Source organism: Bradyrhizobium jicamae (assembly GCF_018130215.1).
Taxonomy (GTDB): domain Bacteria; phylum Pseudomonadota; class Alphaproteobacteria; order Rhizobiales; family Xanthobacteraceae; genus Bradyrhizobium; species Bradyrhizobium jicamae_A.
The window spans coordinates 206,588-223,827 of sequence record NZ_JAFCKQ010000001.1 but is presented as its reverse complement, the minus strand read 5'-3'; the positions used below and the strand labels follow the sequence as shown (position 1 = coordinate 223,827).

The window sequence follows — 17,240 nt, the reverse complement described above, 5'->3', positions numbered from 1 at the left end:
AGCGAGGAGCATCAACATGGGCACGACTCTGAAGATCAGCGATGACATCCGCTGGGGCAAGTTGGTGAAGTCATGGGCGACAGGGCGGAACTACTTCGATACGGCCGCAGACCCGATTCCAATTCCCCGCACGCTCGATGAACTGGTCAGCACGGCCAGCGGTGTCGGCGTCGACATCACCTTTCCCGACGGCATGGTCGGGTTGGCGGTGATCCAATACAGTCCGCAGACGGCAGTTGTGAAGCTGCCGCCCAAGGCGATGGTGGAGCAGACGGAAGAGCAGCTGCGCCAGCCGGGCGCAGTCTACCCGATGCCTGCATTCTACGAGACATTCTTCGAAACGCCGCTGCCTGCGATGTCGACGGACGATCTCTTCAATCTCCACGCCGCGCGTATCGGCGACTACTCGGTCAGAAACTGCGGATGAAGCGCGGTCCGATCCGGCTTCGAATGGATCGTCGCCGGACCAGCCGAGGAGCGACAACCGCAACCGAGACGGAGGAGATCATGAGTTCGAGTCTGGAGATCAGCGACGACATCCTGTGGGGCAAGCTGGTCAAGTCATGGGCGACCGGCAAGAATTACATTGCGTCGACCAGGCCGGCTCCGCCAATACCGCGCACGCTCGACGAATTGCTGGCGCAGGCCGCGGAGATCGGGCTGACCATCACGTTTCCGGACGGGATGGTCGGCCTGGAAATCATCCAGTACAGCGGGGAGACGGCAGTCATCAAGCTGCCGCCAAAGTCGATGATCGAGGCGACCGAAACCGAATTGCGGACGCCGGGTGCGCTCTATCCGATGCCGCAATTCTACGAGGATTTCTTCGGGGCGCCCGTGCCGACAATGGACCAGGCCAGTCTGCTGGACCTGCACGCGGCGCGCATCGGCGACTATTCGGTGCGCAACTGCGGGTGAGGCGAAGCGTCGCGGCAGGCTACCACCCGTGATGCGTGAGGCCGTCGACCGGTGCGCCGGCGCCGGCGACGCCGTCGCGCAAGCGCGCCCAGCTTTCCGGGCTCGCGATCGGGAAGATATTGAGAAACCAGCGCGTCATCGAAGCCGGGGTCGCCGACTCCGTCGAGGACCAGCGGTCGCGGACGACGGTGAAGAAGTGCTCCAGCTCGGCGCGCGCCTCCTCGTGGCGGCCCAGATGGAAAAGCGCCGCGGTCTTGAATCCCGGAACGTTTGCGTTGAGATCCCCTGCGAAATCCGCCGCCGCAACGCAGCTCTGGTAGTCACCGATCATGAACCGCACGGCAGCATGATAAGCCCATTGCAGCGCACTCGGGGCGATGGTCGCCTTTCTCTTCAGCATCGAATCGACAATGTCGGCCGCTTGGGCGTCGCGTCCGCAGAACGCATAGCAATTTGCAGCTGAGACCAGTGTCCAGGGATCGTTGTCGTTCAATTCGTGCGCCAGCGGAATGTAGATCATCGCCTGCTCGTAGTGCCTTGCCATCGCATGGGACCAACCGAGGCACAATTGGCTGCGCGAATCGAGCGGGTCGAGCCGCGCCGCCTCCTGCGCATAGGCCAGCGCCTGCGAGGTCCGATTGGAGTCTCGCGGCGTGCCCGGCTTGACGATGTGATAGGAATTGTTGAGTTGCGCGAGGCTCGAGAAGGCGGGAGCGAAGTCGGGCATCAATTGCACGACCTGCCGGAATAATTCGGCGGCGTTGTCCCATCGTTTGGCATCGAAGCCGAGCAGGGTGGCCTGTCCAAACAGCCAGATGTCGTAGGCCTTCAGATCGGCGAGCTGGCGGCTCATGACCCGGTTCAAGCGTTCCGCCGAAATGTGGACGTTGAGGGTCGATGCAATCCGGCGTACCAGGTTTTGCTGGGACTGGTGCCAGTTCTCGAGCGTCAGCGAGAGACTTTCGCTCCAGAGGTAGTTTCCACTGGCGCCGTCGCGCAGGGTCAGCACCAGGTGGACTGCCTTGCGGCTCTCGAACCCGCTGGCGTCGAGGATGAACTCGTCCGCTTGGTGCTCCGGGGCCTGGCTCGTGAGCGCGATCGTCCAGTCGCGGATATGCCATTCGCGGAAGCGCACGAGACAGGCGATCAACTCGCGGCGAAAACCCTGCGCCAGATAGTCCCGCTTGAGGTCGCTGCCGGACAAGGTGAACGGTCCGACCGAGAGGATCAGCCTGGCGTCACGTGCAGCCAGCTGCTGATCCACGCTCAGTCCGGTGGGCGGAGAGGGCGGCGGGCCCGCGCCCGGCTGCTTCGCGGCCGCAGCTCCAGGACCAGCTGCGGGCGCATCAAGGTTCGACTGCGTGCCGCTGAACGGCAGCGCCGCCTTGACCTCTGCGATCAGGTCCTGGGTCTGCTGTGTCGGCTCGACGTCGTACTCGGCCTCGAGCAGGTCCCAGAGGTTCTTGTAGAGCTTGAGCGCGCTGCCGATCGCGCCGTCCGCGACATGCCCGCGAATGAGGTAGCGGCAGGCCTCCTCGTGGGTCTGGTCAAGGTTGATGATCGCCGCGGCTATGTCCCGCCCTCTCTTGGTGATCTGGATTTCGTCGCGCAACGCAGCCTCGAGATGTCGAATGAGCTGGTCGCGAATGGTTTGCCGCTTGGCCAACACCCAGGTCTGAAACGCGGGATCGCTGCTTTCGACCTCGCCAAAGACGTCGTCGATCAGGTTTTGATGCGCCAGCAGTCGTGGATGCGGCGCTCCACGCAACGCATCCTTCATCACGTCGACCAGATCCACGTTGGTCCGCGCGCTATCCAGCGCCACAACGAGCTTGTCCGCGTGCAGCCCCTCAAAGCCCGACGGAGCGAATGCATTTCGAATTTCGTGAAGGGCCTGCCTCAGGGAGGCGCGGGCACGCTCTTCGGGGGATTCGCTCCAGAACAGCCCGATCAGCCTTTCGCGGCTCTCCTCCCGCGACTCGGTGAGAGCAAGATAGCCAAGCAGCGCCTTCGTCTTGCGGCTGAGGGATTCGATCTCGTTTCCGTCAACGGACAGGGTCAGCTTGCCAAGCAAGTTGATCGAAAGTTCGGGACCTTTCATCCCGCTATCTACTCCGCTCGCGATAATCACAACCGGCGGCTCCATGACATTGCCGCGATACAAAAACGGATTGTCGGCTAAATATCATACCACTGAAGTGCGTTCCATTGATCCATGTCAGCCTATCAATGCAAGTCCGCCCGTGTGTCGTTCGCCTCCTCCGTAGTCGTTGCGGGCACGTTTCAGCCGTTCTGTCACAATTTGCGAAGGCAGAGGTTGGAGACCTGGAGCGATCGCACGCATGACCGGAATGCCGAACTGCGGACGGGTCATGTTGATCAAGCTGGTCTCGATTCCGGAGATGCTCATCGCCTTTGCAAGGACATCGAGTGGTTCCTCTCCTGCGGCCTGATCCCGTGTCGTCGAGATCCCGCGCGGGTGCAAGAGGTCGCAATGGCTGGCGTCGATGGCCGCGTCCCTCTCGAGATGGGCAAGGTCCGAGGGTGCAAGGGAATCCTGGCCGGATTCTGCACGTTTTATCTCTGCAAGCTGTATCGCCAGCTCCGTCTGGCACAGCTCGAGGATCGCTGCGTGGGCCGCTTCTTTCAGGGTCAGTCGCGCGGCCAGACCGTAGGCGAGCTGCCGGCCGCGGTGGTTGCACGAAAGCGCCGCGACGACGGGAATTCCCAGATCGGTGGTGATGTCGAGCAGCCATGACGCACGAGATTGGGTTTGCTGACGGAGAAATTCCATCAGCCGCACGGCTTCGCGCATGGCTGCTCCGTCGAGCGGGAGCTGCTTGCCCGGACGGCCGCCCATCCACCACAGGGCTGCAGCATCACGCTCGATCAGCTCGAGAATGGCGCGCATAACCGCCCATTCGGAAGTTGGGCCCGCGGCGACGCCCACGCTGAGTTCGGTGCGTGGTCGCAGTCGAGGGTCGGCGGTCGCGCGCCGCACCGTCCAGTCCGCAGGTACCAGGACGCCGCGCGCCGGCTCCCGAGTGGGGCCAAGCAGGTGGCCGCTCATCCAGGCAAGATCGGTCGTCGGAGGAAGCCCCTGAGCGGCCAAATCATCCGCGACGGCTTCCGCAATCGTCCGCGGCACGTTGTCCGCGAACTTCGGCAGCGGCCCAACGGATTGAATATCGCCGGGACGTGCAATTTGTGCCAACCGATCTATTCCCTCTCCGACGCAGCCTACGAACGCATCCTCCAGTCGCTCTCCCGATCCGCTGAGACTGTAGACCGCCGGTGCCATATCCTCACCGATCTCTTGGGGGACGGTCTCCGCTCCCATGAAGCGAAGTGCGGGCGCCCAAGGCGATCGGAGCATGAACATGCGCTGCGCGAGGCTCGCGGCCCGCGTGATCCCTTCTCCAAATCGATCCGAAACGGCGCGTAGAAGGGCCAGCCCTTGTTCGGACCGGAGGTCGACTTCCATGAAGGCCGGACGCGCTTGCCGCTCTGTCATGGTTGCACCGGCCACCGGTGGACGGCCGTCGAGACGAGCGGCCAGTGAAAGATGAGGGGCCCATCCGAAGAGGCCCCTCAACGTCGATCCGTCGAGCAGTGCAGTCAAGCCCGGCGGCCTCGCCGGTTGCAATGTGTCAAAATGCCCGGCTGAGCGCGTGTCGCGTCTACACCTTCACCATGCGCTTGCCGCGGTTCTCGCCGGCGAGCAGTCCGATCAGGGCCTGCGGCGTGTTCTCGATGCCGTCGATCACGTCCTCCTGCACCTTCAATTTGCCCGAGGTGACCCAGGATTGCAGGTCGGCAAGTGCCGTGTCGCGCTGGTCCATGTAGTCCATCACGATGAAGCCCTGCATGACCAGCCGCTTCACGACGATCAGTCCGGGTACGCCGCGCGGGCCGTGTGCGGAGGGGACGCCGTCATACTGCGAGATCGCGCCGCAGCAGGCGATGCGGCCGCGGTTGTTCATCTGGGCCAGGCAGGCTTCCAGGATGTCGCCGCCGACATTGTCGAAATAGACGTCGATGCCCTTGGGCGCCGCTGCGCGCAGCGCCTTGTAGGTCGCGCCGTCCTTGTAGTCGACCGCGGCATCGAAACCGAGCTCCGAGGTCAGCCAGTGGCACTTGTCCTTGCCGCCGGCGATGCCGACCACATGGCAGCCCTTGATCTTGGCGATCTGGCCGACGATCGAGCCGACCGAGCCGGCGGCCGCCGACACCACCACGGTCTCGCCCTCCTTCGGCTTGCCGACATGGAGCAGACCGAAATAGGCGGTGAGCCCGGCGATGCCATAGACGCTGAGCAGATGGGTCATCGGCTCGAGCTTCGGCATCTTCGCGAGGTGCTTGGCCGGCACCGCAGCATAGTCCTGCCAGCCGGTGTCACCGAACACGATGTCGCCGGCCTTCAGGCCCGAAGCCTTCGACGCCACCACCTCGGCGATGCTGCCGCCGGCCATCACGGTGTTGGCCTCGACCGCGGCGCGGTAGGTCGCGCCATGCATCCAGGCGCGGTTGGCGGCGTCGAGCGAGATGTAGCGCGTCCGCACCAGGGCCTCGCCGTCCTTGGGTTCGGGGATCGCACCCCTGGTCAGGCGGAAATGCTCCGGGCCGAGCTTGCCGGTCGGCTTTTCAACAAGCAGGATCTGGCGATTGACTGTTGCGTTCATGGTGCTGTCCCTCTCCCTTGAATGGTCGTTCTCGTTGCAATTGACTGCGCCGCAGGCGCCTCATTGCACAGATTGTGCGCTGCATGAACGCTAGTCCGCGCGCTGGCATTCCACAACGGGAACGTTTCGGCAAAGTCCTGCGGGGCGCGAAGCGTGTTGCATAGGTGCGTAAATCTGCCACACTTGCCTCGACCGGGAACTGACGGGGGTTAGAGAATGTCGAACAGGTTCACGCAATTCATCCTGATTGCGATGGTGCTTGGCATCGCGATGGGGACGATCATCTTCAACTATCTTCCTGACAGCCGCGCAGAGATCGCAGCCGACGTCAACCTGATCGCGATGCTGTTCCTGCGCCTGATCAAGATGATCATCGCGCCGCTGGTGTTCGCAACCCTCGTCGGCGGCATCTCCCATATGGGCTCCGGTGCCAAGCTCGGGCGCGTCTTCGCCAAGACCATGGGCTGGTTCGTCTCCGCGTCCTTCGTCTCGCTGCTGCTCGGCCTCGTGATGGTCAATCTGCTGCAGCCCGGCGCGAATTTCCCGGGCACGCTGCCCGACAAGGCGCAGTCGACGGGCCTGCCGGTGTCGGCGTTCTCGATCGAGAAATTCCTGACCCACCTTATCCCGACCTCGATCGCGGATGCGATGGCGCAGAACGAGATCCTGCAGATCGTGGTGTTCGCGGTGTTCTTCGCGGTCGCGCTCGGCGCCATGCCGGAGCGCGCGAAGGCGATCATGTCGTTGATCGACGACCTCGCCCACATCATGCTCAAGGTGACGGGCTATGTGATGCTGTTCGCCCCGCTCGCGGTGTGGGCTGCGATCACGGCAACCGTGGCCAGGAACGGTCTGGCGGTGCTCTGGAAGCTGATCGTCTTCATGGGCGGCTTCTATGTCTCGCTGCTCCTGCTGTGGGGCATCCTGGTCATCGTCGGATTCATCGTGATCGGGCCTCGCTACGGCCATCTGCTGCGGCTGATCCGCGAACCGCTGATGATCGCGTTCTCGACCGCCTCCTCGGAGGCGGCCTATCCGAAGACGCTGGAGGGGTTGAACAGGTTCGGCGCCTCCTCGCGGATCTCGGCCTTCGTGCTGCCGCTCGGCTACTCGTTCAATCTCGACGGCACGATGATGTACTGCACCTTCGCGAGCATCTTCATCGCGCAGACCTACCACATCGAGATGTCGCTCGGGACGCAGCTCGCGATGCTGGCGACCTTGATGATCACCTCGAAGGGTGTCGCCGGCGTGCCGCGCGCCTCCCTCGTCGTGATCGCGTCGACGCTCTCCCAGTTCGGCATCCCCGAGGCCGGCCTGCTGATGATCATGGGCATCGACACATTCCTCGATATGGGTCGCAGCGCCACCAACGTGATCGGCAACTCGCTGGCGACGTCGGTGGTCGCGAAGTGGGAGGGCGAGCTGAGGGCCGAGCACGAGCTCGGGCCGGATGACGCCGTGCCCTCCGATGCCGTTGCCGGTGACGCCGTGCCGGCGCATTGACGGGAGGGATGCATGCGTCGCGCCCGCTGGAGGCCGCTACGGGCTGAAGGCCTCACGCTGTCGGCATGCCTGCTGGCGTGCCTTCTGGCAGGGCCGGCCGTCGCCCAGACGGCCGGCGGCGAGGGGCTCAGCCCCACGCTTGCCAACATCAAGGCCACCCACACCGTGCGGCTCGGCTATCGCGAGAGCTCGCCGCCGTTCTCGTTCCTCGACCATTCCAACCGGCCGATCGGCTACAGCCTCGAGCTGTGCGATGCCATCGTCGACGAGATCGGGGCCGAGGTCGACGATGCCGACCTCAAGATCGACTATGTCAAGGTCACCTCCGACGACCGCATTCCCGCCGTCGTCGGCAACAAGATCGATCTCGAATGCGGATCGACCACGGCTAACGCCGAGCGCGGCAAGCAGGTGGCGTTCTCGCCGTTGATGTTCGTGGCCGGCACCAAGCTGATGGTGCCGAAGAGCTCCAGTGTCACCCAGGTCGGCGATCTCAAGGGCAAGACGGTGGTGGTCACCAAGGGAACCACCAACGAGCAGGCGATGCACAATGTCGATGCTAGGCAGTCGCTCGGGCTGAACATCATCACCTCGCCCGATCACGAGCAATCCTACCAGATGCTGGTCGACGGCAAGGCGGACGCGTTCGCGACCGACGACATCCTGCTCTACGGACTGATTGCGCGGCACAAGTCGCAGGACAAGTTCCGCGTCACCGGCGACTACCTGTCCTACGATCCCTACGGCATCATGTACCGCAAGGGCGAGCCGGAGATGAAGGCCGTGGTGGAGCGCGCATTCCGCAAGCTCGCTACCAACCACGACATCATCCCGCTCTACAACAAGTGGTTCGTCGCGCGCCTGCCGACCGGCGAGAAGCTGAACGTCGCGCTGTCGCCGCAACTCGAAGAAGCCTTCAAGGTGCTCGACGACAACCAGTAGCCTCGGTCGAATCACGAACACCAGTGCTGTCCCGGCGAAAGCCGGGACACGGACGCCGCAGCCCTTCGATTCGAGGCGGTCGCAGTCACCTCTCGTCCCGCCCGGCATTTGTGGTTATGGGTCCCGGCCTTCGCCGGGACGACGGGGTGATGCAAATACCGCATCCAGCGCTGCCGTATACGCAGCTTCGACCAGCTCCGGATGCCGTTGGCCGAGTGCTTCCATCTTCACTCCGGAATTTACTTCCAGCACACTCCACACGCCGCCGGCCTGCACCACATCGACGGAGGCGAAGCGGATGGGCAGGGCCTGCGCGGCGCGGATCGCGAGCGCAACGCAGGTTGCGTGCGTCTCGCCATCAGGCAGCAACACCGGCGCAGCACCGGAATCGAGATTGTGCCGCCAGTTGAGAATACGCCGCTCGCCCGCGGGCGGAATGGCGTCGAGCTCGGCCGCATCGAAACCCTCGAGCATGGTCTTGAGCTGCCCGGCCGGGGTCGCTGTCTGCGCGAGCTCGCGCATGGTACGGCTGCCGTCGCCGATCACTTGCGGTCGCGTCTTGCCGTAGACGATCAGCGGACGGTCATCGAGCAGCACCACGCGAACCTCATGCTGGATCTCGACATAGGGCGAGATCGCAAGGCTCGGATAGGCCGCAAGGATGCGCGCGACCGCCGTCTCCAGCTGCGCCTTCGTGGTCACGCGGCACACGAGGTCACCCGACGTGCCTTCATTGGGCTTGACGACGAGGCCGCCCGGATGCGCGTCGAGCAGCCGCGCCATCGCGTCCGATGAGTCCGATCCCGGAATATGCGCGCTGAGCCTGGCGCCGAGAAACAGCGTGTGGGGAATGGCGGCGATACCGGCCGTGGCGAGCACCTCGGCGCAGGCCGCCTTGTCGCTCGCGACCTGGTGCGCGACCGCGCTGTTCAGCCCGACATCGTAGCCGATCGCGAGCCGCCGTTCGCCGTCCCGCTGCATGATGACCAGCCAGCCGCCGGACCTGATCTCGACCGCGATCCGGCGCGCCAGACAATATTTTTTGATGGTTTCCAGGAAGATTCGCTGGCTGATCAGGACCACGAGATCAATTTCCCTTCAACACGGTTTTCGCAGCAATTATTTGCCAGATCGGCTGCGATCCCAGCAAGTAAATTACCCGCGTCACGGCGCGTTAACGATGTCGTGGCGAGCGTCTTTCCGAAATCGATCGACTGCCATTCTGAGATCGCAATTGCACCGCACGTGAACTTGACTATGTAACAGCCGGGCGCAATGAACACGCGAGATCGTCAATGATCTCAGGCACTTTTGCGCTGTCGCGGCAGACGAGAAATCGATCCCGAAAAATCAATCCATTCCAAATCTGGTCAATCGAGAAGACGAAAACACATGAGCGCGTTCTATCGAGAGAAGGTTCTTTCTGTTCAGCACTGGACCGATACGCTTTTCAGCTTCCGGGCGACCCGCGATTCCGGTTTCCGCTTCCAGAATGGCCAGTTTGCCATGATCGGCCTCGAGGTCGATGGCCGCCCGCTGCTGCGCGCCTATTCGATGGCGAGCGCCAATCACGAGGAAGAGCTCGAGTTCTTCTCGATCAAGGTGCAGGACGGACCGCTCACCTCCAAGCTGCAGAAGATCCAGGAGGGCGACACCATCCTGGTCGGGCGCAAGGCCACCGGCACGCTGATCACCGACAATCTGATCCCCGGCAAGCGGCTGATGCTGCTGTCGACCGGCACCGGCCTTGCGCCGTTCGCGAGCCTGATCAAGGACCCCGAGGTCTATGATCGCTACGACAGCATCGTGCTGGTCCATGGCTGCCGCCAGGTCTCCGAGCTTGCCTATGGCGAGGAGCTGGTCGCGAAACTCCGCGACGACGAATTGTTCGGCCCGATGCTCTCCGAGAAGCTCTCGTACTATCCGACCGTGACCCGCGAGCCGTTCCGCAACCGCGGCCGCATCACCGACCTCATCACCACGAACCAGCTCTTCAGCGATCTGCACCAGGGCCCGCTCGACATCGAGACCGACCGCATCATGATGTGCGGCAGCCCGGCGATGCTGGAGGACCTCAAGGTGCTGTTCGAGACCCGCGGCTTCAAGGAAGGCAGCGGCAACACGCCCGGCCATTTCGTGATCGAGAAGGCGTTCGTCGAGCGCTGATCTCCGTGGGGTTGAGATTGTCGTCCTGGCTTCCGCCAGGACGACGATGGTTTGTGGCGCTGCCCGATTCCCTGCTGCTATAACGCTCCCAACGCCGCGCATCCCGAACGCGGCGACGCGGGAGCAGCACCTTGTCGATCACCGATCCCAACGCACCGAAGACCGCCTTCGTGTTCGCCGGCGGCGGCAGTTTCGGTGCGGTCCAGGTCGGCATGCTGCGCTCGCTCGCGGCGCATGGCGTCACGGCCGACATGGTGGTCGGCTCCAGCGTCGGCGCGCTGAACGGCGCGTTCTATGCCGGCGACCCGACGCTGTCGGGGGTCGAGCGGCTGGCCGCGATCTGGCGCGGCTTGCAGCGCCAGGACGTCTTCCCGGTGAGCTGGAAGACCCTGCTCAGCTTCCTGTGGCGGCGCGACTTCCTGATCTCGCATGATGGCATCCGCAAGCTGATCGACGATCACATCCCGTTCGGCAATCTGCAGGACGCAAGGCTGCCGCTGCACATCGTCACGACCGACATCATCTCCGGCGACAGCGTGGTGCTTTCGGAAGGCTCGACCGCGGAGGCGATCGTGGCGTCGACGGCGATCCCGGGCGCCTTCACCCCGGTGCATTATCGGGATCATTTCCTCGCCGACGGCGCCATCTCCAGCAACACGCCGGTCCGCGTCGCGGTGAGGAAGGGCGCCAGGCGCCTGATCGTGCTGCCGACCGGGCATGCCTGCGCCAACCAGGCGCCGCCGGTCGGTGCGCTCGCCAATGCGCTGCATGCACTGACGCTCCTGATCGCGCGGCAGCTCGTCAACGAGCTCGAGAATATCGGGTCCGACATCGAGTATTTCGTGGTGCCGCCGCTCTGCCCGCTGGTCGGCTCGCCCTATGATTTCTCGCGCACCTCCGATCACATCGCCCGCGCGACCGACGCCACCGATGCCTGGCTCGCGGGCGACGGTCTCAAGGAAGGACACATCCCGCACGAATTGCAGCCGCACCAGCATTAGGACTGATCACCTCGTCCGCTTGCGGGGAGAGAGGTCGCATCGCATCGTCAGATGCGATGCGGGCGAGGGGTACAGGTCGATCCGCGTGCACAACTCCTGGAGGCTGCCCCTCACCCCAACCCTCTCCCCGCAAGAGCGGGCGAGGGAGCAGAGCCCCGCCGCCCCCTTCGTTGCACTGCAAAAGCTGCATCGACTCAATTTGGCAGCGACACCGCCCATTCGGGCGGTTGTCACATCTGTGACTGCTCGGCGGTATAACCGTGTAGCGCTTGTTCCGGGAGTTGGATTAGGCTCAGTCGTAAAGTGGTCTTGCAGACTGGTTGAGGGATTCCATGGAAACGATACTGCTTCCGTTCTCGCCGCGCTTCATTGTGCTGACGATCTGCGCCGTCGTCACTGCGCTGCTGCTGGCGGTCGGGATGTCCGATCACAACCCGAAGATCTGGGGCGTGGTGATGATCCCGCTGATCATCTTCGGCGCGCTGACGCTGCTCGGCATCCGCGACCTCACGCAGAAGAACCACGCGGTGCTGCGCAACTACCCGATCTCGGCGCATGTCCGCTTCCTGCTCGAGGAAATCCGCCCCGAGATGCGGCAGTATTTCTTCGAGAGCGAGAAGGACGGCATGCCGTTCTCCCGCGACACCCGTGCGGTGGTCTATCAGCGCGCCAAGATGGTGCTCGACAAGCGGCCATTCGGCACCCAGGAGGACGTCTACCGCGAGGGCTATGAATGGATGCATCACTCGGTCGCGCCGAAGCCGCGTGCCGACGAGAAATTCCGCATCACCATCGGCGGTCCGGACTGCACCAAGCCGTATTCGGCCTCGGTCTTCAACATCTCGGCGATGAGTTTCGGCGCGCTCAGCCCGAACGCAGTTCGGGCGCTGAACGCCGGTGCCAGGAAGGGCGGCTTTGCGCACGACACCGGCGAGGGCGGCGTCAGCCCCTATCACCGCGAGATGGGCGGCGACATCATCTGGGAGATAGGCTCGGGCTATTTCGGCTGCCGCAACCGCGACGGCACCTTCAATCCGGATGAGTTCGCGCGCGTGGCAGGCGACGACCAGATCAAGATGGTCGAGCTCAAGATCAGCCAGGGCGCCAAGCCCGGCCATGGCGGGGTGCTGCCGGCCGCCAAGGTCTCCGAGGAGATTTCCAAGATCCGCGGTGTGCCGATGGGAGAGGACTGCATCTCGCCGGCCTATCACCGGGCATTCTCGACCCCGCTGCAGATGATGGAATTCGTCGCCAACATGCGAAAGCTGTCCGGCGGCAAGCCGGCCGGCTTCAAGATGTGCATCGGCCATCCCTGGGAGTTCCTGGCGATCTGCAAGGCGATGAAGGAAAGCGGGCTCTACCCCGATTTCATCGTGGTCGACGGCAATGAGGGCGGCACCGGTGCTGCGCCGCTGGAATTCATGGACCATCTGGGCATGCCGATGCGCGAAGGTGTCAATTTCGTGCACAACGCGCTGGTCGGCATCAACGCGCGCGACCGCATCAGGATCGGCGCCTCCGGCAAGATCGCGACCGCCTTCGACATGGCGCGCGCGATGGCGATCGGCGCCGACTGGTGCAATTCGGCGCGCGGCTTCATGTTCGCGCTCGGCTGCATCCAGTCGCTGAGCTGCCACACCGACCGTTGCCCGACCGGCGTCACCTCGCAGGATCCAATCCGCAACCGCGCGCTCTATGTGCCGGGCAAGATCGAGCGCGTGTACAATTACCATCACTCGACCTTGCATGCGCTGACCGAGTTGCTCGCCGCCGCCGGCCTCGAGCACACACGGGACCTGCGGCCGATCCACTTCTCGCAGCGCGTTTCGACCACCGAGGTCTGCACCTTCGCCGAGCTCTACCCGGCGCTGCGGCCGGGCGAACTGCTCGAAGGCACCCAGGACCGCCGCTTCCGCGATGCGTGGGCGATGGCGCGCGCCGATACGTTCCAACCGGCGGGGTAGGGGCGCGGCGCATCCGTAGCCTGTAGCCGGATGCAGCGACGCGAAATCCGGGCTGTCGCGCGCGGACGCATTGTCCCCTTATTGCGCTTCGCCAAACGTCCGGGCTACGCCTGCCTTGTCGCGGCCGGCGCTCCGAACCACTTGATCAGCGCCTCGGTGAGTCCCGGCTGCTCGCCCGCCTCTCCCACCCACGCCACATACCCATCAGGCCGGACCAACGCGGCGGTCGGCGCGGCGACCTTGCCGATCACCGGAAGCTCCCACGCGCCGCGGCACCCGGCGTCGATCGATTGAACCCGGTCTGCCCAGGGCGCGATCTCGACGCCGCCAGGCTCGCCGAAGTTGAGCAGCAGTGCCCGGGCCTGGTGCAGCAGGCTGAAGACGCGCCGTGGGCCCTCTGCAGTGAGGAGGCCGAGATCGGGCATGCGGCGTCCGAGCAACGGATGTCCGTCACCGAGGTCGTAATGAATGTCGAGCCCCGACATCATCGCGGCGACGCGCCTGCGCGGCTCGTCCATGCGAAGGAACTCGGACACGATGTCGCCCAGCGCCCTGGTGCGCGGGTCGGTGCGACGAAGCACGCTCTGCGCCAAGGTGTTGTGCAATACACGGGCGGCGACCGGGTGGCGCTCGGCATGATAGGTGTCGAGCAGGCTGTCCGGTGATGTCAGCTGGATCACCTGGGCGAGCTTCCAGCCGAGGTTCACCGCATCCTGCACACCAAGGTTGAGGCCCTGTCCGCCCATCGGCGGATGCACATGCGCCGCGTCGCCGGCCAGCAACACGCGCCGGTCGCGATAGGTCTCGGCCTGCCGCGTCATATCGGTGAAGCGCGAGATCCAGACCGGGCTGTGGATCCCGAAATCGGTTCCGTAGGCTGCGACCATCGTCTCGCTGACATCGCGCAGCGTGGGGTTGGTGTCGAGCTGGAGCTGCGGTTCGGCGAGCACGATCCGGGCTGACTTGCCGTCTCCCGCCTTGCCAATCGCATGGGTGCCAAATTGATTCTCGTGAAAGCCCCATTTCGGCTCTTCGGCCATCTCGGCCTCGGCGATCAGCCAGCTCATCGTCGGGTCGCAGCCGGGAAATGCGATGCCGGCCAGCTTTCGAACCAGGCTACGGCCGCCATCGCAGCCGACCAGATATTCTGCTCGGAGCGATGCACCATCGGAGAGCAGGATGTCGACGCCGGTTTCGTTCTGCGTGAAGCCGGTCACCTGACGTCCACGATGGATCGGAACGCCGAGTTCGCCGACCCACTCGGACAGGATGCGCTCGATATGGTTCTGCAACAGCCCGAGCGTGTAATTGTGCCGGGTCGGAAGGTCGCCGACGGCAAGTGCGATCTGGAAGTGCACGGCGGGATGCCGCTGTCCTTGCGATATGAATCGATCGGCGATCCCGCGCTGATCGAACACCTCGATGCTGCGTATGTGCAGGCCAAGCGCGCGCGAGCCGATGACGTCCTGGCTGGCGCGCCGCTCGACAATCGCGACATCGACACCGGCCAATGCCAGCTCACCCGCCAGCATCAGCCCGGTTGGACCTCCTCCGGCAATCACCACCGAATGTTCCCGCATCCCGCACTCCCTCGTTCGATTGGGCGCGCGTTCTACGGGATGACCCCGGGCTTGCGGCAAGCCCGGGGGGTCTACATATATCTAAGTGGGGAGAGGGGTTCTCCATTTCACCGTCATTGCGAGGAGCGAAGCGACGAAGCAATCCATTGCTTCAGCTCTGCGGGGCGATGGATTGCTTCGCTCGCAAGGACCGCGCTACCTTCGTAGCCCGGATGCAGCGAAGCGAAATCCGGGAAGCTGTCGCGCGCGGATGAGGGGCCCCCGGATTGCGCTTAGCTGCATCCGCGCTAGGCTTCTCAGTTCAAAACTCCCCGTGCGCGCGGCCGGAGAAGATGTGCACCGGGCCGCGGTCGCCGTTGTAGGCGGGGTTGGCGATGAACTGATAGTCCGCGGTCAAGGTCAGGCTCTTGTTGACCTGATAGGCGTAGTAGCTCTCGAAGATGCCTTCGTTGCGATAGTTCAGCGCGCCGTCGCCGATCAACAGGCCAAGGCCGCCGGCCGCGAGGAAGTCGCGATGCGAGGCGGATAACCCGTTGATCGCGCCGCCGACGCCGATCGTGTCGTTCGGCCGTCCCCAAAAGCTGCCCTTGATTGACACGCCGCCCGACAGGCTGCGGTCGATGTCGGTGAATGACAGGATCTCGCTCCGTCCGTCGTTCCAGCTCAGGCGGCCAAACACGCCGACGTCTTTCGCAACCTGCTGCTCGGCATTGATGTAGAAGCCGTATTTCAGATTGTCTTTCCGGATGCTGGCCATCACGGTGTTGATGTCCTGCAACGGATCGGTGGCCTCGATTGCGAGCGCCTGGCTGTAATTGCCGGTGTTGCCGCGATTGCCGAACACGCCGACGCGCAGTTTGCCGGGCTGGGCGAAGATCTCGTAGCGGTCCTCGAATTCCACCACGCCGCCGGCCGTCATGCCGCCGTTGGTGCTGAAGGTGAGGACGTCGCTGTTCGGCGCATCCGGCACCTGGAACAGGCCGGCGCGGATCGCCCAGTCCTTGCGGTTGAGTTCGACCAAGCCGCCGCGGGTGTAGCCGGGCAGGTCGGCCGGAAAGTCGTAGGCTGCGGACGACCACATCGCCCAGTTCATGAAGTCTGCGCGCGGGTCCTTGGCGTAGGAATTGCCGTCGAAGAAATCGCCGACCGCGAAACGGCCGACCACCAGCGTGACGCGGTCGATGTCGCGTTTGCCGGCCACCTGGTTTGGCCCCTCCTCGACGTCCTCCTGCTCGCCGCCGAGGCCGAAGGTCTGCTTGAAGTAATAGCGCTGCGGCCGGATCTTCGGGTACTCGGCGCCGGCCTTCTGGGCTTCGCCGTTCGAAAAACCGGCAAGGCCGAGCGTGCCGTTGAGGCCAAAGCCCTGCGCGGTCTCCGGGTTGAAGTAGAACTCGCCGCCCTCCCACAGGCGCACGCCGAGGAACGCCGTCGTGGTCCAGGTCTGCTGGATCTGTCCACCGGGCGGAAGGCTGTTGGTGCCGCTATAGGCTGCGCGGAACGCGGGATAGCCCTGGGCAATGAACGTGGTCTGCCCGTGCACGCTCCAGTCACTGGATTCCGGCAACCTGGTTTGCGTCGGCGTCGCCGACCATGGCGAGTCGCCAAACTGGTAGTTCAGGCCGAATTTCAGAAGATGCAGGCGCGGGTCGATCGGGACACCGGGCATCCCGAAATCGGCGAGGTCAAGCGTCCGTCGCGACAGGTCGACATAGTCATATTCGAGCTTGGCGGTCCAATTGCCGCTGAGCGCAAACTCGGCACCGGCGCCGGCGGTCCAGCCGGTCTGGTACAGGCCCGGTTCGGAGATCGCGTTGCCGGCGGCATCGTTGACCCTGACCGCGCTGTGTCCCCAGGCGAAGCCGCCGGTGACATACGGCATCCAGGAACCGAACGCGTAGCCGATCCGGCCGCGTACCGTCCCGACATAGTCGAGCGAGGTGTTGAACGAAGTGGTCGGACGGCGGACCAGGTCGAGAGCGTCAGGGAAAGTCGCGTCGGCCTCGACACCGAGCACGACGCGATTGGAGAACTGGTGGTTGTAGCCGGCCTGAAAGCCGCCGAGCGCGCCGGTCGTCGAGCGGGGAAAGAAAACGCCTTGGGCGGGAAGCAGATTGGTGCCGGGACCGAGGCTGCCGTCTCCATAGCCAAAATGGCCGCCGATATAGAATCCGGTCCAATTGTAGACGGTGTTCGCGACCGGTGATTTCACCGCGAGGTCAGCGGCATTGGCGGACGCGCCGAACGCGGCCGCGCCGAGCGCCGCGCCTGCGGCGATATGGACCCGGAACAGGCGGGCGCAGGTCATGGCACGGCTCTCGGCGCGCGGATGCTGGCGGAATCGCCCGACATCACTGCAGATTTGGCAGCCGCGCGCCACCCGAGAATTGAAGTCATCGCCCATCGCCCCCGGTCGCGTCCGCACCGCCCTGATACCAAGCTGGACCAGGTCCTGACCGTCGCTTTCTCCTTATTGCAAGTCAT

Annotated in this window: 13 protein-coding genes; 7 read left to right on the top strand and 6 right to left on the bottom strand. The window is 64.2% G+C overall.

What is annotated here, in order from left to right:
- Positions 1 to 16 precede the first annotated feature (16 nt).
- Positions 17 to 427, top strand: a complete 411-nt coding sequence (locus tag JQ586_RS01030) for a hypothetical protein (RefSeq protein WP_212392614.1) — start codon at positions 17 to 19, stop codon at positions 425 to 427.
- A gap of 80 nt (positions 428 to 507) precedes the next feature.
- Positions 508 to 918: a hypothetical protein gene (locus tag JQ586_RS01025; protein WP_212392613.1), complete on the top strand. Its 411-nt coding sequence runs from the start codon at positions 508 to 510 to the stop codon at positions 916 to 918.
- Between the two features lie 19 nt (positions 919 to 937).
- Here JQ586_RS01025 and JQ586_RS01020 read toward each other — a convergent pair whose 3' ends face one another.
- The 3 genes from JQ586_RS01020 to JQ586_RS01010 form a co-directional block, all read right to left on the bottom strand.
- Positions 938 to 3,019: a BTAD domain-containing putative transcriptional regulator gene (locus JQ586_RS01020; RefSeq protein WP_212392612.1), complete on the bottom strand. Its 2,082-nt coding sequence runs from the start codon at positions 3,017 to 3,019 to the stop codon at positions 938 to 940.
- 117 nt (positions 3,020 to 3,136) lie between these two features.
- Positions 3,137 to 4,540: a YcaO-like family protein gene (locus tag JQ586_RS01015; protein ID WP_212392611.1), complete on the bottom strand. Its 1,404-nt coding sequence runs from the start codon at positions 4,538 to 4,540 to the stop codon at positions 3,137 to 3,139.
- Between the two features lie 58 nt (positions 4,541 to 4,598).
- Positions 4,599 to 5,600: an NADP-dependent oxidoreductase gene (locus JQ586_RS01010; protein WP_212392610.1), complete on the bottom strand. Its 1,002-nt coding sequence runs from the start codon at positions 5,598 to 5,600 to the stop codon at positions 4,599 to 4,601.
- A 216-nt stretch (positions 5,601 to 5,816) separates the two neighbouring features.
- Here JQ586_RS01010 and JQ586_RS01005 point away from each other — a divergent pair, with 216 nt between their 5' ends.
- Together JQ586_RS01005 and JQ586_RS01000 are read left to right on the top strand one after the other, a co-directional pair.
- Positions 5,817 to 7,106 (top strand): dicarboxylate/amino acid:cation symporter, encoded by a 1,290-nt coding sequence (locus JQ586_RS01005; RefSeq protein ID WP_212392609.1) that lies wholly within the window; start codon positions 5,817 to 5,819, stop codon positions 7,104 to 7,106.
- 12 nt (positions 7,107 to 7,118) lie between these two features.
- Positions 7,119 to 8,048, top strand: coding sequence for an amino acid ABC transporter substrate-binding protein (locus JQ586_RS01000; RefSeq protein ID WP_212392608.1), 930 nt, complete (start codon positions 7,119 to 7,121; stop codon positions 8,046 to 8,048).
- Between the two features lie 114 nt (positions 8,049 to 8,162).
- Here the strand turns inward: JQ586_RS01000 and JQ586_RS00995 are convergent, their stop codons facing one another.
- A complete protein-coding gene (locus JQ586_RS00995) occupies positions 8,163 to 9,131 on the bottom strand; it encodes a RimK family alpha-L-glutamate ligase (protein WP_212392607.1) in 969 nt (322 codons plus the stop codon).
- 309 nt (positions 9,132 to 9,440) lie between these two features.
- Here JQ586_RS00995 and JQ586_RS00990 point away from each other — a divergent pair, with 309 nt between their 5' ends.
- From JQ586_RS00990 to JQ586_RS00980, 3 genes are all read left to right on the top strand, one after another.
- Complete coding sequence (locus tag JQ586_RS00990; RefSeq protein ID WP_212392606.1) at positions 9,441 to 10,214, top strand: ferredoxin--NADP reductase; 774 nt, start codon at positions 9,441 to 9,443, stop codon at positions 10,212 to 10,214.
- A gap of 131 nt (positions 10,215 to 10,345) precedes the next feature.
- Entirely contained in the window at positions 10,346 to 11,215 is an 870-nt protein-coding gene (locus tag JQ586_RS00985) for a patatin-like phospholipase family protein (protein WP_212392605.1), read from the top strand.
- Positions 11,216 to 11,547: 332 nt separating this feature from the next.
- Positions 11,548 to 13,179, top strand: coding sequence for an FMN-binding glutamate synthase family protein (locus JQ586_RS00980; protein ID WP_212392604.1), 1,632 nt, complete (start codon positions 11,548 to 11,550; stop codon positions 13,177 to 13,179).
- A gap of 104 nt (positions 13,180 to 13,283) precedes the next feature.
- On the opposite strand, the gene JQ586_RS00975 is transcribed toward JQ586_RS00980, so the two are convergent.
- Positions 13,284 to 14,759 carry an FAD-dependent monooxygenase gene (locus tag JQ586_RS00975; protein WP_212392603.1) on the bottom strand — a complete coding sequence of 492 codons (1,476 nt, stop codon included), beginning with the start codon at positions 14,757 to 14,759 and terminating at the stop codon, positions 13,284 to 13,286.
- 301 nt (positions 14,760 to 15,060) lie between these two features.
- Positions 15,061 to 17,064 (bottom strand): carbohydrate porin, encoded by a 2,004-nt coding sequence (locus tag JQ586_RS00970; protein ID WP_212392602.1) that lies wholly within the window; start codon positions 17,062 to 17,064, stop codon positions 15,061 to 15,063.
- Positions 17,065 to 17,240: the final 176 nt, after the last annotated feature.

What these genes read in the sequence shown, in the direction of transcription:
- JQ586_RS01030 (WP_212392614.1), top strand. Translation starts at nt 17, where the DNA reads ATGGGCACGACTCTGAAGATCAGCGATGACATCCGCTGGGGCAAGTTG.
- JQ586_RS01025 (WP_212392613.1), top strand. Translation starts at nt 508, where the DNA reads ATGAGTTCGAGTCTGGAGATCAGCGACGACATCCTGTGGGGCAAGCTG.
- JQ586_RS01020 (WP_212392612.1), bottom strand. Translation starts at nt 3,019, where the DNA reads ATGAAAGGTCCCGAACTTTCGATCAACTTGCTTGGCAAGCTGACCCTG.
- JQ586_RS01010 (WP_212392610.1), bottom strand. Translation starts at nt 5,600, where the DNA reads ATGAACGCAACAGTCAATCGCCAGATCCTGCTTGTTGAAAAGCCGACC.
- JQ586_RS01005 (WP_212392609.1), top strand. Translation starts at nt 5,817, where the DNA reads ATGTCGAACAGGTTCACGCAATTCATCCTGATTGCGATGGTGCTTGGC.
- JQ586_RS01000 (WP_212392608.1), top strand. Translation starts at nt 7,119, where the DNA reads ATGCGTCGCGCCCGCTGGAGGCCGCTACGGGCTGAAGGCCTCACGCTG.
- JQ586_RS00990 (WP_212392606.1), top strand. Translation starts at nt 9,441, where the DNA reads ATGAGCGCGTTCTATCGAGAGAAGGTTCTTTCTGTTCAGCACTGGACC.
- JQ586_RS00980 (WP_212392604.1), top strand. Translation starts at nt 11,548, where the DNA reads ATGGAAACGATACTGCTTCCGTTCTCGCCGCGCTTCATTGTGCTGACG.
- JQ586_RS00975 (WP_212392603.1), bottom strand. Translation starts at nt 14,759, where the DNA reads ATGCGGGAACATTCGGTGGTGATTGCCGGAGGAGGTCCAACCGGGCTG.
- JQ586_RS00970 (WP_212392602.1), bottom strand. Translation starts at nt 17,064, where the DNA reads ATGACCTGCGCCCGCCTGTTCCGGGTCCATATCGCCGCAGGCGCGGCG.